Raw genomic sequence first — 14,543 nt, 5'->3', positions numbered from 1 at the left:
CCTCTAAGATTGTTTGATTAAATGTGGGCCAACTAACGCTGGGTCGAATTCAACACCCGTACCGGCAACGTTTGGCGCGACAGCTCTACCGTTCTCATCAACGATAAATGGCTGTGTTGTGTATTGTTCTATTGGGAATGAATGTACTTCCATATGCCCAGCATTCGGCTGTGAAGACATTAACGACACGTGCAGTTCATGCATACCATGAGTACAAATTGGCAGATTATTGATATAAGCAAGGTCTGCAACTTTTAACCAACCGGTAATACCACCAATATTTGAAGCATCTGGCTGTAAAAAGCCCAATTTAGCTTGCTGAATAGCATAGTTAAATTCATACACAGTGTGGAGGTTTTCACCCATAGCTAACGGGATACTGGTATTTTCAGCAATGCGAGCATAACCTTGGTAATCATCTGGGATAGTTGGCTCTTCAAACCAAGTGATGTCATATTGCTCAATGGCTTTGGCAAAACGAATAGCTGTTTCAACCGTTAGTGAATAATTTGCATCCACCATAAATATAATGTCTTTACCGATTAACTTGCGCACTGCAGCAACTCGCGCCACGTCTTCGCGGTAATCAGGCTTACCAACTTTGATTTTGACACCTTTAAAGCCACGGTCTAAATATCCCTGAATATTGTTTAATAGCTTTTCTTCAGAGAAATTAAGATCGATTCCACCTGCATAACAGCGTGTTGAACTATTTGCGCCACCAGCCACTTGCCATAGTGGTTGATTTAAACGCTTACAGCGAATATCCCAAAGCGCGATATCAACTGCAGACATAGCAAAACTTAACAAACCACCACGACCAACATAATGTAGTTTGTACAGCATATCTTCCCAAATTTTACCGATTCGAGAAGCGTCTTGGCCGACTAATGATGATTTCAAATCGTCTTCAATGAGTGAATATATTGCGCGCCCGCCAGTACCGCCGGTGTAGGTATAACCAACCCCTTCGAAACCATCTTGAGTGAACACACGACATACAACTAGCTCAAAGTGAGTATGGTCACCATGTTTTGCATCACTCAAAACCTCAGCTAGAGGTATTTGGTAATACTCAGTTTTAATCGCTTTAATATTGGATTTCGCGGTGGCAAGATCTAATACTTGTGCTTCTTTATTTACAACGGTCGTCACAATTACATTCCCAGCATTTCATAAAACACAAATCATTGTACATTGTTAACAATGAAACATAAATAGTAATATAACCCTTTTTTTAAGATTCTGCTAATTTTTTTTACAAAATAAAGCAGATTTATTGCAAATGTAGCTTGCTACACTAGCGGATTTACGCACAAATAGTCAACAATACAACCGACAGGTTAAATATATAGCTAAAATTGCATCAAATTGCTTCGTAATTCAGGTCTTTTCGTTTACAATGTAAACAATCAAAACATAACAAAATCAACAAAATTTAGGGTATTATATGGCTACAAAAACCCCAAAAATTATTCCTGTACGCGAGCAAATCGCTGATGCGTTGCGCTCTGATATAATTTCAGGTGAATTAGAAGCAAACACAAAATTAAATGAGCAACAATTAGCTGAACGTTTTGGCGTTTCTCGTGGACCCATTCGTGACGTGTTACTCAAACTGACCAAAGAAGGTTTGTTGGTAAGTAAAAATAATGTCGGCTCAAGTGTTAACAGCCCACTTTCTCCTGAAATGCAGAAATTAAGTATAGAGCTTCGACGAAAAATCGAAGAATTTGCGGTAAAAACCTGCATGCCATTGGTGACAGATAAAGACATTGAAGCACTTGAAGAGATCATCGCCGACATGCAAGAAAGCTTCGATAAAGAAGAGTATACTGACTTAACCAAATCAGATATTAGCTTTCATCAGTACATCGTTAACCTAGCGGGCGGTGAGTGTTTGGTGAATATTTGGTACCCAATCGTTATACGCATGCGTATGAACTATCAACGTATCAAAACATCTCAAGCTTTAGTTGATGAGCATAAACATATCTTAGAAGGCATTCGCAACAAAGATGTTAAAGCAGCTACAGCCGCTTTGAAGAAAAACATCAAATAAGCCATTCAGGCTCTAACCGCCCTACTTAGCTGGTTCAGAGCCTATCTCTTTTCTTATCTGCAACATTTCAATAAATTTTTCAGCAATAACAGTTTGGTGTTTTCTGCGAGTAATTAATCCCGTTTCATTAATTGTTATATCCTGCAAAACGCAGTAATTGAGCGAATTTGCATCACAGATAGTTTTTGCTGAGTTTAAACTTACAATAGCAACACCGATGCAATGAACAACTGCATTAATTAAATGATGCAGTGACTCCGTTTCAAATACACAGTTCAAATCTATTCCCAAGTGTTCTAGCTCACGGTCAATGGTTTGACGAAACTGCATGGTCTGACTCAGTAAGCACATAGGCATGTTCTTTATATCCGTCAAAGTCAATGATTTTGATTGTGTTAAAACCGCCTGTTTTGGCCCTTCCTTAGTAAAAGATTGATGATAAACAATCGCTAATTGTCGCTGACAGTTAGAAAACTTAAAACTCTGCAGCTGAGGAAAATGAAATAATTCATCAGTAAAGCCAACACCTAATTCGATTGCATTTTCTTTTAGTGCGGTGCAAATTTGCTTGTTTGTCATCACATGCAATTGCACTCTGACTTGAGGGTATAGCTGCTGAAACAACTTTATTTTCGGCATAATTTCAACACTGCATTGTGGCACAACGGCAAGCTTTAATTGACCTGAAAGCCCAGTGGTAGCCAATTGAATTTGCTGCTTCAAGTTGCGCTGCTCGGCTAAAATTTTATCTGCACTGTTAAGAAGCTGAGTGCCAAAATCAGTCAGTCCGATAAATTGTTTATCGCGTAACACCAATTGCACTTGCAGTTCTTGCTCTAGTTTAGCGATACCCGCTGATAAAGTAGGCTGAGTTACATGACAGGCTTGAGCCGCTCGTGCAAAGTGCTTATGCTCGGCAAGCACAACAAAATAGTGTAAGTGTTGAATATTCATCAATTAAAATGCAATTTTTTAATAAATTTTACCTATTAAACAATAAAATTGATTAATTGGGAAATATTCGCAAGATTGCGTAAACTCAAACGATTGTATTAAATCATAACGTACCGAGCACTTTGAATCAGTTAATCACCTCAAAAGCTAACCAACCCAGAGTACTGCCAGATGAAGCGCCAATCGCCATCACTCTAAACGGGTTAAACTACGCGGTTATGATGGCAACACCGGATGATTTAGACGATTTCGCCTATGGCTTTTTGTTTGGCGAAAATATTATTACCACAGTGGTGGATATCCACGATATCGATTGCCAGCCAGTTTGTATGCACGGCAGCCCAGCTTACGAGCTTAAAATCACTTTAGCGAATAGAGCGTTTGCACAATTGAAAAATAAGCAGCGGCAACTTGTTGGCAGCAGCGGTTGTGGTATTTGTGGTGTAAAAGCACTAGAGCAAGTGCTAAAACCACAAAAGCAAATTATCCAAAAGTTTCCTGCCAGTGCTTTTCCACTAACAGATATCCGCAGCCGAATAAATCAATTACAGCGTAAAAACCAATTATCTGGTGCCCTGCATGCTGCGGCTTTGTTAACCGACCAGGGTGAAATTGCACTGATAAAAGAAGATATCGGTCGCCACAATGCAGTAGATAAATTATTCGGTGCCGCGTTAAAAAATCCCAAAGGCTTGGACAATTGTGCAATGGTGATTACCAGCCGCTGCGGTAGCGAACTCGTGCTAAAAGCAATTAATTATGGTATTGCAACATTGATCAGTTTTGCTTCCCCTAGCCAGTTTGCAGTTAATTATGCAGTCAAACATGGTTTGGTGTTGGTGCATGTAAACAAAAATGGTCAATTAACTTACTGGGATAATTAATTTATTCTCTCGGTAGCAACTAGAATACAGAGCCAAGTATGCAACATAAAACAACTCAGAAACCGAACAAAGCAGGCGGGTTTCCGTCAATAAAATCAACGGTTAAACATATAGTAAAAAGCCAACGTGCTAGTGATAATTTTAAAAACCTTTTGCGCGCAAACCAAGACAAGGGGTTTGATTGCCCAGGTTGTGCATGGGGTGACAAAAAAGAGGGGTTGTTTCAATTTTGCGAAAATGGTGCCAAAGCTATTGCTTGGGAAGCGACCAATAAAAAAGTTGATAGCGCATTTTTCAACCAATACCCAGTAAGCTATTTGAAAGAACAGAGTCACTACTGGTTAGAATACCAAGGTCGCCTAACTCAGCCAGTCCGGTACAATTCGCAAACGGATAAATTTGAAGCTATCAATTGGTCAACCGCCTTCAAACTTATCGCCCAACACTTGCGCAACCTAGACCATCCAAACCAACTAGAGTTGTATACTTCAGGCCGTGCCAGCAACGAAGCTGCTTTTATTTATCAGTTATTTGGTCGTAGTTTTGGCACCAATAATTTCCCTGACTGCTCGAATATGTGCCATGAAGCCAGTGGCGTTGCCCTCAATCAAACTATCGGCATTGGTAAAGGCACAGTTGTGTTAGATGACTTTGATCAAGCCGAAGTAATCTTTGTTTATGGCCAAAATCCAGGGACAAACCATCCGAGAATGATGAATGCGCTGCGCTCGGCTGCAAAATCAGGTTGTAAAATTGCCACCTTTAATAATTTAAAAGAAGTAGCGCTAGAAAAATTTGCAAGCCCACAAGATCCAACTGAAGTTCTGACCAACAAGGCTACGAAGATAAGCCATGTCTACTTTTCGCCCAAGCTAGGTGGAGATTTTGCGGCTATCCGCGGCATCAGTAAAATCATTTTTGAACGCTTTAGCGACAAATTAAATAGTGAGTTTATTCAAACACACACACAGAGTTTTACACAATACCGAGCTGAAGTTGCGCAAACCGATTGGCAACAAATTGAACTGCAATCTGGTTTAAGCAAAAGTGAGCTTAAACAAGCTGCCGAATTATATACATCTAGCAGCAAGGTAATCAGCTGCTGGGCTATGGGTATAACTCAGCACAAACATTCAGTTGATACCATTAAAGAAATTGTAAATCTGCATTTAATGTTGGGTTTAATTGGCCACAAAGGCGCTGGGTTATGCCCAGTGCGCGGCCACAGCAACGTGCAAGGCAACCGAACTGTAGGTATAAATGAAAAACCAACCAAAGCCTTTATTGATGGATTAAATCAGCATTTTCAACAGCACTTTTCGTACGATAAAGGTCATAACGTTTATCAAGCTTTAAAAGCCTTGCATACAGGTACAAGCAAAGCATTAATTTGTTTAGGTGGTAATTTAGCCGCTGCCGCACCTGATAGCGAATTTACCGAACAAGCAATTAGCAATGCACAACTAAATGTGCAAATCGCCACAAAACTCAACCGCAGCCATTTGATGGTTAACCCACGCTCTGGTTGCGACACGCTATTGTTACCTTGTTTAGGTCGAACTGAAATTGATCGGCAAAGAAGCGGTGAGCAGAAAATTACCGTAGAAGATACTTTTAGTATGGTGCACGCTTCCGCAGGAAAAAATCAACCAATTGCACAGCAATGTATGTCTGAAGTTGCGATTGTGGCTGAAATTGCCGATGCGACCATAATCAATAGCCAGATTGACTGGTTAGCAATGCGTGACAATTACGCTATCATTCGTGACCATATTGCCGCGAGTATCAAAGGGTTTGATAATTTTAACCAGCAAATAGAACAACCCTGTGGTTTTCACCTAAAAAACTCTGCAGCTCAGTTGCAATGGAATACCCCAAGCCAAAAAGCTCAGTTCAGTGCCAGTAAATTGCCATTGCAAATTATCCATAACGACTACCTTCAGTCTAACGATAGTTTTGTCCTACAAACATTACGCTCGCACGATCAATATAATACAACCGTATATGGTTACGACGATAGGTATAGAGGCATTCAAGGTGCAAGAGATATTGTGTTTATCAGTCAAGCTGATGCCGACGCACAACACATAAACCAAGGAGATTTGTTGGATATAGAATCAACTTGGCAAGATGGTAAAGTTAGAAAAATTACTGGTTTTAAGGCTGTGATATACGATATCCCCCAAGGAAACCTAGCGGCCTATTATCCAGAAACCAATCCGCTAGTGCCAATCGATAGTATCGGCGATGGCTCGTTTACCCCAACGTCGAAGTCGATTGTGGTAAAACTGCGAAAATCGCAAAACCAAACTATTTTACAAACCAAGTAGCTGACTCCTATTATTAAACACTTCTACTAACAATAAAGGCAGCCGAAGTTGCCTTTATTGTCCTACTAAACAAACCACCACTAATTAACAGGTGTACCGATAATATCTAATTCGGTCATCGACCATGGTTGTTGCGAACTACCATTTGTTAGTACAAAGCGTACGTATTTAGCTTGTTGTCCCAACGTTTGCATTTGATAGGATTTGGCGAATTTAATTTTACTATCGACTTTAGTCCAGTTATTACCATCGATTGAAAACTCCAAATCAAAGGCTTTGGCGCACTGCCAGTTAAATTTGCGGCAATCCATATCAATTCGACTGATTTGATAAACCTGCGGCAATTCAACTTGCAGCCACATGCCAATATCTTGATTCACCCCACTGGTCCAACGTCGCCAATCTTTTTTGCCATCAATTAATGCAGCAAAGTTTTTCGGATTGTGACTTGCGCTAAATTTCCATTGTTTTTTGTTAGTGAGCTTTTGAGCAAATTGAGCATTTAATTCGTCTAACGTCCAAGCAGTTTTGCGTGTTTCTAATTGACGAATCTGTGCAATTTGTTCAGGTCTCACAGCTTCTGCTTTATTGCCAAAACTATTTCGAATATAGGTTAAAACATCCGCTATATATTGGTCATCATGTGATGCGAGTGACATCATAGACACACCTAAATAGTTTTTACCTTCAATTTCACCAACAAGTCCCTGCATGGCAATACGACCAAGGATAGAAAGATCACCGTTTACCCGTGCATTGTCAGCAAATGAAGGAGCTAACAAGCCAGTGCCAGCAGGAGTACCTTTACCGTCTTGACCATGGCAATCAGCACATAAAGATTCAAAATGACGTTTACCACGCTGCATTGATTCTGCCAATGCTTTATTGCCTTTGGCCAACTTAGCTTGCGCTCTCTGTTCTTTAATTTGATATTCCATTGACTTCACAATGGCATTGACCCCTATGTGCCCTGGGTATTTTTTGTTAGCGACTTCAACAAACTGCGCGCGCGTGCTATCAGAGGCATTCACGTAATAAATCGATAATAATAGTTGCTGGGTAAGTTCTATGTCTGCTTGATTTAGCAGGTCGCGCCAAATCTTAACAATGCTTTGGTCTTTATCAGTAAATAGCCGTTCGGAAATTCGCACTGCCGCAACTTGAACATTGTGATCGTCATCAGCAAAAGCTTTCGCTAACAAGGCCAAATCAACACTGTTTAGTCCTTCCAATGTCCACAATGCATGTAATCGAGCCAATGGATTTTTGTGGTTAAATAAAACGCTTTTTAGTGCTGGCACAACTGATTTATCTTGATTAAGCACCAATAACTTTTGTGCGTTGATACGCCACCATTGGTTATCATGCGCCAAATACTCGACCAACTGCTCGGCTGATTGAGCGTATAAATTTGGCTTTTCACCTAATTCTACACCAGGTTTCGACACGCGATATATGCGCCCACCGCCAATAATTTTATCTAAGCCATGTTTTTTAATTACTTCTCTTAAATAAGAGCCTTCACGCGTCCAATTACCTTCTTGGATAATCCCACGATACATATCGACAATATATAAAGTGCCGTCTGGGCCTGTTTCACTCCAAACAGGCCTAAATGACGAATCTGTCGATGCAATAAATTCGCTTTTTTCAGCTTGATATGGGTGAGAAATAACAGAGTAACCATTGTCACGAGTGACTTTGGCGCGACGAATTAAATTCCCCACGGGTTCAGGTAAAATATAATCTCCGATTAAATCTGGTAGCTTATCGCCAAGGTAAATACTTTGCCCAGCAACCCCAGTAAAATGATTTAGGGTGTTATCATCACGTAATCTAGGTTTCCCGCCTTGAACGTCAGGGATGGTTTCTATTGGAAAAACTTCGTTGAAACCCGGAGCTGTTTCACCATTAATCGGAATCGCGCCATAAACACTTGGATACTGAAAATTAAATACTGGTTTTTCGGCACCTGCCGTTGAATAGTATAATCGCCCAACTGCATCTTGCGCTAACCCCCATTGGCCACCGCCGTAACGGATGTTTTCAGATATAACTTTATCACCTTCAACTCTATAACGCCTATTGGTATAAGTAACATACAACCAGTTGTCAATTCCCCAAATTAACCCGCTTGGTTGATGCTCTAAGTTTCCGCCTCTTTTACCCCCTTTATAAACTGTTGTACGTTTATCAGCGACGCCATCACCATCGGTATCTTCCAATAACAACAAATCAAATGTATTGGTTTCACGGGCTAAAATCTTGCCGTCCTGCAGAGGCAAAATCATCCTAGGGAGTAATAGCTTGTCTGCAAACACTGTAGCTTTGTCCATAACGCCATCATTATCTGTATCTTCTAAGCGTTTAATTCTGCTAACTGGTTTCATTTGCCCAGTGCCATCTATATCTTGCATATAGGTCAACATCTCGGCGACGTACATACGCCCCTTTCCATCAAAGCTCAGTAGCACTGGTTCTTCAACCATAGGCTCGTGAGCAACTAACTCCATTTTATAGCCATCTTGAATTTGCATTGTCGCAAGTGACTCTGTTGGCGACAGTGCCGTTATCTGCTCTTCTGCTTGAGCGCTTGTAATAGCCGTGTTTGCTAAAACAGCCATTACTGCTAAAGATATTCTTTTCATTATTTAACAACCAAATTTAAATATAATTACAAATAATTATATACAAATAAAAATCAGAAACCAGCTTAATAAAACATAGATCATTTACTAGCTAACAACCACCTAATAAAACCATAAGACCTCAACAATACATCATTTTGACTCATATATTGAATTTATTTTAAACATTAAACTTTACAACGCAACAACTTTTGTTAACATTATACTTAACACATAAAACAACAGTATTGCTTTTTAAAACCAAACTGTACAGTTTCTCGGAGATTAACCATGTTAACAAATAGAAAAGTCAGTACGATTCAGTCGCAAATTGCCGATATCCTGCGAACAGAACTGATATTTGGCGACTACCTCCCAGGCGAAAAGTTAAATGAACAAGATTTAGCCGCACGCTTTGATGTCTCAAGGGGACCAATACGAGAAGTTTTATTAATTTTACATAAAGAAGGTTTGATCGAAAGCAAACGCAACTGCGGCAACTTCGTGTGCCAACCGTTAAGCGAACCAGTTAACGAACTTATGCTGAGCTTTAAAAGCAGCATAGAACAATTCAGCTCAGCCGAAGCTGTATGCGTTACAACACACCAGTTCAACAATTTGTCTTCGCTGACAACTCAGATGGAAGTGCATTTAAAACATGGTGAATTAAACGAATTTAGAGCAGCGGAGCTCGAATTCCAACAGCTTTATATAGAGCTAGCAGCAGGCAAAGATTTATCAAACCTTTGGTATCTAATGGCAATTAGAGTTGATCAAAATCAAATCACTGAGAAGTCACTAGCAGATAAGCTCGAGCTATATCAACAACAATTAAGCAAACTTCAGCAAATAAACACACATGCGAACCAATAATTAATAACAATCAGCACTTACGATGTGTATCGAGGTAAAGTCATGAAATATCAATTAACTCGTCGCGACGCTTTAAAAATTGCAATGGCCGGTGTTGCAACATCAGCCATTGGCTGTACAAATCAAGAGTCCGACAAGTTGTTAGCTACCGGGCCCTCTAACCCAACTAAACTCACTAAAGCTAAAAGTTCACAATGGCACAAAAACCATGACCGAATATTTATCGGCGGTGAATATTGGGCAAACCCAATGGAAAACTGGTGTATTAAAAATGGTGCCGCAGAGTGTGTTTCAACCGGTGGCAACCGTAGCATTCACTCTCTGGTTCACCAAATAACAGATGTTACCGCCAGCTTTAAAACGTCAGTAATAGTTGAAAAATACCACCAAGGTGAGCTAGACGGTGGTGCAGGTTTACGAATTGGCGCCAAAAGCGATATTAACGAATACAAAAGTAACTGTTTTGTTCAACAAGGTATTGATGCAGGTATCATTGATGGCCAATTGGTGCTTGGCAAAAAACGAGTTCACCTCAATACTCCATTAAAATTAAATAGCGCAAAAATCGTATTGTCGGGTGTACCGACCAATGGGATATATGCACTGACAGCTCAAGCATTTGACAGCAATAATCAATTGCTTGCTGAACTTACCGACTACTACCCTGCGAGCGAGGTGAGCGGTAACATTGCGGTTGTCAGCAATTTTACTCTAGCGTCTGAGCAAACAGGCCCTGACAATGGCAGCAAGTTTAGATTCAGCGATTGGCAGTTTGAAGGTAATGCAATTTGCGATATTCCTGACCAAAAATTCGGTCCAATTCTATGGAGCATGTATACCCTTAATGACTCGAGATCAGACAAAGGTTACATTCTGAAACTGAGTGCTTTAACAGGCCCACTCGGTAAACAAGATAATCACTCTTTACAACTAGAGGTTGAAAAAAATGGACAATGGCAACAAGTTGCGCAAGCAGAGCTAGACAAAGACGCTTGGGTTGCAACGTTTGTAGTGGAAAATTGGCAAGCCAACTCTGACTTCAATTATCGTGTTATTTATCAAGAGTCGCTAACTGACAATAGTCAAAACACCGATACTTTTAGTGGCATTATTAAAGCAAATCCAACCGAGCGTAATTTACGCATGGCCGCATTGACCTGCCAAAATGATTATGGTTTCCCATATGCGCCGGTTGCCGAAAATGTGGTAAAAATGAATCCTGACTTGGTCTACTTTTCTGGCGACCAAATTTACGAAAACCACGGTGGTTTCGGTGTTATTTATGCGCCAGCTGATTTAGCAATTCTCAATTACTTACGAAAATATTATCAGTTTGGTTGGGCATTTAGAGAAGCAATGCGCAACGCCCCTACCGTTGTTTTGCCAGATGACCACGATATTCTCCAAGGTAATTTATGGGGTGAAGGCGGCAATGCAATGAGTGACGAAGCAGTTGCAAGTGGCCGAACTGACAATGCAGGGGGTTACATTAGCCCAGTAAAACTGGTGAATGTAGTTCATAAAACCCACACTGGCCACCACCCAGATCCAGTTGACCCTACCCCTTCTGCACGCAACATTAGTGTTTATTACACCGAGCTGGTTTATGGCAACGTCAGTTTCGCCATTATTGCCGATAGACAATGGAAAAGTGGCCCTGAGACATTGAATATTGATGTTGGTGTGACAGGCAACGACGAAGCACCAAATTACTTTAACCCTGACTTTGACGGCGAAGGTTTAGACTTATTAGGTAAGCGCCAAGAAGCTTTTTTAGAAAAATGGGCTGACGATTGGCGTGGTCATAGTCTTAAAGCCATGTTAAGCCAAACTGTATTTGCGGGTATTTCAACCCACCAGCCGCTACCTGACCGCTACCTAAAATATGATTTCGACAGCAGTGGCTGGCCAGCATCAGCACGAAACCGTGCAATTGAAATTATGCGCAAATCTAAAGCTTTACATATATGTGGTGATACTCACCTAGGCACACTATCGCAATATGGTGTAAACGAACAACGCGACAGCAATTGGGCATTTTGTACACCTGCAATATCAGCTGGTTGGCCAAGATGGTGGCGTCCTGATGCTATGGGTTTACCAATGAAGAATCGTCCATCGCACGGTTTAGAACAAACCGGTGAATATTTAGATAGCTTCGGCAACAAAATATACGTGTATGCAGTTGCTAATCCACAAGTAGGTAAATCGGGAAATAGGTACATTCAAGCGCATGAAAAAGGTAGTGGTTTCGGCTTTATTGAATTCGATACTCAAAATAAAACTTACACCACATCCGCATACAAGTTTTTAGTTGATGTAAGCAATAACAACGCGGACAACCAATTCCCAGGTTGGCCTGTAACAATAGCGCAAGACGAGAATATCGGCATAAATAAAATAGGTTAATACAATGAAATTCAATCAAAAATTGGCAGTAATCGCCTTAGCTGTCACCAGTGCCAGTTTAGCCACTGGCTGTGTTGGTACAACTGATTCTGTTGCAAATGTAGCAGCAAAAAATAGTCCGGTCATCAAGCAAGTACAAACGCTAACTAATAGCAATAACTTCACAACGCCGTATCAAGTAACAGGCACAACCACAAAACGATTAGTCGCAGAAGTGTCAATAGACAAACCATATGCAAACTTAAGTGTTTTAGCTAATGGCAAAGTAATTGTCGATAACGCCAACATTCCGCACAAAGGTAAACACAAACTTAATTTTTTAGTCGACTTTGAAACCACTGGGGTAAAAGAACTTACTTTTATTCGCCGAAGTGCTGATATCAAAATACATTCAGTACGATTTGAAGATGTCACTGACGTAAATTTACCCAAATTCGCTAACATCTCCAAACAAGCGAATTTTGATACCGAAATTACCTATAAGTACGGTGGCCCATCTATTGGCGATATAGACGGCGATGGCGATTACGACTTTGTTTTAAACAACCACAACCATGTACCAACCCAACTTGTTACCAATAATGGTGATGGAACAGTTAGTATTGAGCGTTTGTTTAAGCACTCGTTAGATTTTCATGGCTCTGCCGTTGGTGATTACGACAACGATGGTGACTTAGACATTATGGTTGCGCAAGGTGGCGCGAATGGTACCAATCCGACCTCTTATATATTGCTGAAAAACGACAACCAGAAATTTACCAATGCCTCGCCTGAAGCAGGTATTTTAACACCAGCTCGAGGTCGCTCACCACGCTGGATTGACTTAGATTTAGATGGTGATTTAGACGTTGCATTATTTAACGCCAAAACCCCCAATTACGATGGCCCACGCCAACTATTCTACAAAAACAATGGTGACAGAACCTTTACCCAGCAGAGAATCACAGGATTAGAACACGCCCAAGGCGAACGAGTTGTTATTACTGATTTTAACAACGATAACATAGACGACGTTGTTATTTTCTCGCCAATCACCTTATGGCAAGGAAATGGCGATTTCACTTTTACTAATGTGACTGGCACGCTACTGCCGAAAAACCTCCAAGGAAAAGTTGGCTACAATGCTGCAACAGATATAGATGTAAACAACGACGGTTTGGTGGATTTATATTTTGCAGGTAGCCGCACTCACTACCAGCTTTCACGCAAATCAATCGACTTCAATCCACAAACCAAACGATTGGATATTCGCGACGATGGTGAAAAAGGCACAACCTTAATTAACTTTAATGCTGAAGGTCAGGTAAAACTATCCGACATGGATTTAACCTATCGTCAGTATAACGATGGTTTCGCAATCTTTTTAGGTAAAAACAAAACTCGTAAAATTGTTAAAGCAAAAGGTTTCCAACCAAGCCAATTGCCGGAAGAAATGAAAACAGCGCCGTCAGAAATGACCTTTAGGGCCGCTGATGCTCAGGGTTGGCCACAAGAGCGCAACGTCAACGGTTTATATATTGGCCATTTAGACAATGGCAAATGGCAAGCAGAATGGGTTCGTGATCGCAATATTTATTGGACGGTAACCTTCTCACTAACCGGCTTGTCGGATGTCAGTTACGATTGGAAAGCCAATAATCGCAACGTGCAAGATATTTTATTAGTTAACCAAGGCGATAAGTTTGTTAACGCAACCAAAGCATGGAATATACCTAAAGGTGGCAACAACTGGGGGGTAACGCGCGGGGATATTAACAACGATGGTTGGCAAGACCTATTTGTCTATCGATATGGTCATTTAAGTGAGCGTATTGCAGATTTATTGCTGCTGAATACTGGCAAAGGCAAATTCGATATTATCACCAGCCATGGCGCATATGAACCAACAGATGTTGGCCATGGAGACATGGGCCAGTTATTCGATTTCGATTTAGACGGCCAGCTAGATTTGTTAAGTGGTAGTGAAGAAGAAGGTCGTTGGTACCTGTTTGGCAACCAAACAAACAATGACAACAATTACTTGCTAATCGATGTCAACTACAGCCCTAAACACAATATAGACCCACAATCGGCCTTGGTTAGTATTGAAACTGCCTCTGGTAAAAAGTACCAACAAAGAATTGGTTCAGCTGGTGAAGTTCATGCACAAAGTTTGTTAGATATTGTCCACTTTGGTTTAGGAAAAGAAGACAAAATTAAATCAGCAACCATTCGTTGGCGTAATGGTGAAACCCAAACGTTAACCAATTTAAACGCTAACAAGCTGTATAAAACCAAATAGACGTCAGATAAAACATCTTGTCGTTGAAGTCGCTCAAGGAACGAGCGGCTCTTTTTACCAACAATCCTAACAACAACCACCAACGAAGTAGAACATCATGCTAAAACACACAATTACGGCTCT

At 40.7% G+C, this 14,543-nt stretch carries 9 protein-coding genes; 6 read left to right on the top strand and 3 right to left on the bottom strand.

The window, feature by feature from the left end; translation table 11 throughout:
- Positions 1-3 precede the first annotated feature (3 nt).
- On the bottom strand, positions 4-1,155 hold the full coding sequence (locus DS2_RS06840) for a mandelate racemase/muconate lactonizing enzyme family protein (RefSeq protein ID WP_035013943.1): 1,152 nt from the start codon (positions 1,153-1,155) through the stop codon (positions 4-6).
- 295 nt (positions 1,156-1,450) lie between these two features.
- On the opposite strand from DS2_RS06840, the gene DS2_RS06835 reads away from it, so the two are divergent.
- Positions 1,451-2,062: a GntR family transcriptional regulator gene (locus tag DS2_RS06835; RefSeq protein WP_035013942.1), complete on the top strand. Its 612-nt coding sequence runs from the start codon at positions 1,451-1,453 to the stop codon at positions 2,060-2,062.
- A gap of 21 nt (positions 2,063-2,083) precedes the next feature.
- Here the strand turns inward: DS2_RS06835 and DS2_RS06830 are convergent, their stop codons facing one another.
- Positions 2,084-3,016 carry a LysR family transcriptional regulator gene (locus DS2_RS06830; protein ID WP_051479690.1) on the bottom strand — a complete coding sequence of 311 codons (933 nt, stop codon included), beginning with the start codon at positions 3,014-3,016 and terminating at the stop codon, positions 2,084-2,086.
- A gap of 122 nt (positions 3,017-3,138) precedes the next feature.
- Here DS2_RS06830 and fdhD point away from each other — a divergent pair, with 122 nt between their 5' ends.
- Both fdhD and DS2_RS06820 read left to right on the top strand, forming a co-directional pair.
- Positions 3,139-3,900, top strand: coding sequence for a formate dehydrogenase accessory sulfurtransferase FdhD (gene fdhD, locus DS2_RS06825; RefSeq protein ID WP_051479689.1), 762 nt, complete (start codon positions 3,139-3,141; stop codon positions 3,898-3,900).
- A gap of 38 nt (positions 3,901-3,938) precedes the next feature.
- Positions 3,939-6,230, top strand: coding sequence for an FdhF/YdeP family oxidoreductase (locus DS2_RS06820; RefSeq protein ID WP_035013941.1), 2,292 nt, complete (start codon positions 3,939-3,941; stop codon positions 6,228-6,230).
- Between the two features lie 80 nt (positions 6,231-6,310).
- Here the strand turns inward: DS2_RS06820 and DS2_RS06815 are convergent, their stop codons facing one another.
- Positions 6,311-8,878, bottom strand: coding sequence for a DUF7133 domain-containing protein (locus tag DS2_RS06815; RefSeq protein ID WP_035013940.1), 2,568 nt, complete (start codon positions 8,876-8,878; stop codon positions 6,311-6,313).
- 270 nt (positions 8,879-9,148) lie between these two features.
- On the opposite strand from DS2_RS06815, the gene DS2_RS06810 reads away from it, so the two are divergent.
- From DS2_RS06810 to DS2_RS06800, 3 genes are read left to right on the top strand one after another with little or no spacing between them, the layout of a single operon-like run.
- Positions 9,149-9,730, top strand: a complete 582-nt coding sequence (locus DS2_RS06810) for a GntR family transcriptional regulator (RefSeq protein ID WP_051479688.1) — start codon at positions 9,149-9,151, stop codon at positions 9,728-9,730.
- 42 nt (positions 9,731-9,772) lie between these two features.
- Positions 9,773-12,139: an alkaline phosphatase D family protein gene (locus DS2_RS06805; RefSeq protein WP_035013939.1), complete on the top strand. Its 2,367-nt coding sequence runs from the start codon at positions 9,773-9,775 to the stop codon at positions 12,137-12,139.
- A gap of 4 nt (positions 12,140-12,143) precedes the next feature.
- Positions 12,144-14,420, top strand: coding sequence for a CRTAC1 family protein (locus DS2_RS06800; protein ID WP_035013938.1), 2,277 nt, complete (start codon positions 12,144-12,146; stop codon positions 14,418-14,420).
- The last annotated feature ends 123 nt before the right edge of the window (positions 14,421-14,543 follow it).

It is taken from the genome of Catenovulum agarivorans DS-2 (assembly GCF_000568405.1).
GTDB classification, from domain to species: domain Bacteria; phylum Pseudomonadota; class Gammaproteobacteria; order Enterobacterales; family Alteromonadaceae; genus Catenovulum; species Catenovulum agarivorans_A.
Note: the sequence above shows the minus strand (reverse complement) of the source record. Positions and strands in the feature narration are given on the sequence as shown.

Excerpts from the sequence above, each read along its gene's own strand:
- DS2_RS06820 (WP_035013941.1), top strand. The coding sequence starts at position 3,939 with ATGCAACATAAAACAACTCAGAAACCGAACAAAGCAGGCGGGTTTCCG.
- DS2_RS06800 (WP_035013938.1), top strand. The coding sequence starts at position 12,144 with ATGAAATTCAATCAAAAATTGGCAGTAATCGCCTTAGCTGTCACCAGT.
- DS2_RS06835 (WP_035013942.1), top strand. The coding sequence starts at position 1,451 with ATGGCTACAAAAACCCCAAAAATTATTCCTGTACGCGAGCAAATCGCT.
- DS2_RS06810 (WP_051479688.1), top strand. The coding sequence starts at position 9,149 with ATGTTAACAAATAGAAAAGTCAGTACGATTCAGTCGCAAATTGCCGAT.
- DS2_RS06805 (WP_035013939.1), top strand. The coding sequence starts at position 9,773 with ATGAAATATCAATTAACTCGTCGCGACGCTTTAAAAATTGCAATGGCC.
- DS2_RS06830 (WP_051479690.1), bottom strand. The coding sequence starts at position 3,016 with ATGAATATTCAACACTTACACTATTTTGTTGTGCTTGCCGAGCATAAG.
- DS2_RS06815 (WP_035013940.1), bottom strand. The coding sequence starts at position 8,878 with ATGAAAAGAATATCTTTAGCAGTAATGGCTGTTTTAGCAAACACGGCT.